The 1,138-nt window shown below is 44.5% G+C and carries 2 protein-coding genes; both read left to right on the top strand.

What is annotated here, in order from left to right; all coding sequences use genetic code 11:
* Positions 1–194 precede the first annotated feature (194 nt).
* Positions 195–635 carry a cytochrome c3 family protein gene (locus Q0135_RS06885; protein WP_002947156.1) on the top strand — a complete coding sequence of 147 codons (441 nt, stop codon included), beginning with the start codon at positions 195–197 and terminating at the stop codon, positions 633–635.
* The coding region (locus Q0135_RS06880) for a NapC/NirT family cytochrome c (protein WP_297989404.1) at positions 632–1,138 on the top strand (507 nt) is incomplete at its 3' end. The genes Q0135_RS06885 and Q0135_RS06880, both read left to right, overlap by 4 nt.

Below are 1,138 nucleotides of genomic sequence, written 5' to 3'. Positions count from 1 at the left end.
TTGCTAAAATTTTGCTTGGCAGACTATTTTGTCTAGCCTGCGCAAAATTTTAGCCGCGCAACCCAAAAAAAATCGCCTCGAAATACTTGCAAATCTTATTTCGTATCGCAGGTCAAATTTGGTCTGCGGTACTTTTAAATTTGAAGCCGAATTTGCAGTTAAATTTGCAAACTAGGCATCCGAAAGGAATTCGCATGAAACACAAAGCGTTTCTCGCCTTGTGCGCATCTATGCTACTATGCTCTTTTGCATTTAGCGCAGGCGCCCCAAGCGCAAAGATAACGTCTTTAGTCGATCTTAACGTCACCGACGAGCTGCGAGCCAAACACCCTTTAAAGCCTCATCACGAAAAGCTAAGCTTCACCTGTCTTGATTGTCACGAAGGACAAGGAAACGACGCTAGTAAATTTAAATCCATAGGCGATAAAGGCTGTTTGTCCTGTCACGGCGACAAGAAAAAGATAGCTAAAAGACTAGAATACATGGATCTGCTAAAAGCAAATCCCCACAACTCGGTTCACGACGGCCCTACGCTATACTGCGACGAGTGCCACAACGAGCATAAAAAATCAACCAATATGTGCACGGAGTGCCACGAACACGAAGTTCCGCAATGGATGGGGGTAACGCCATGAAAATTTCAAAGAAAGTACTAGCGCTTATTATATTAGCAAGCGGCATTATAGGATTTTTAGTGGTACTTCCCGTGCATTACGCCCTAGAAGAAACTAGCGGAGAGAAGTTTTGCGTAGTATGCCACGAGATGGATCCTATGGTTATAGCTTATAGTAGCGACGTTCACAGCGGCAAAGGCAAAAGCGGAGTAAGGGCTAAATGCGTAGACTGCCACATACCTCACGACAACCTAGCCAAATACGTCCTAGTTAAAGCTAAAAACGGATTGATGGAGGGATATATTCATTTCTTCAAAGACCCGGAGGCTATAGACTGGCATAAAAATAGAGAGAAAAGAGAGCACTTCGTATTTGATAACGGTTGCGTTAGCTGCCATACGAATTTGGTGGATAATAAGCTAACCTCAGCTCAAGCCAGGAAGATGCACGCTCACTATCAAAGCTTGCTAAATACGGATAAGCAACTAACCTGCGCTAGCTGTCACGCCGAGGTAGGCCACAGC

This window comes from uncultured Campylobacter sp., assembly GCF_937981295.1.
Lineage (GTDB): Bacteria > Campylobacterota > Campylobacteria > Campylobacterales > Campylobacteraceae > Campylobacter_B.
The sequence above is the reverse complement of the archived record's forward strand: the minus strand, read 5'-3'. Positions and strand labels throughout refer to the sequence as shown.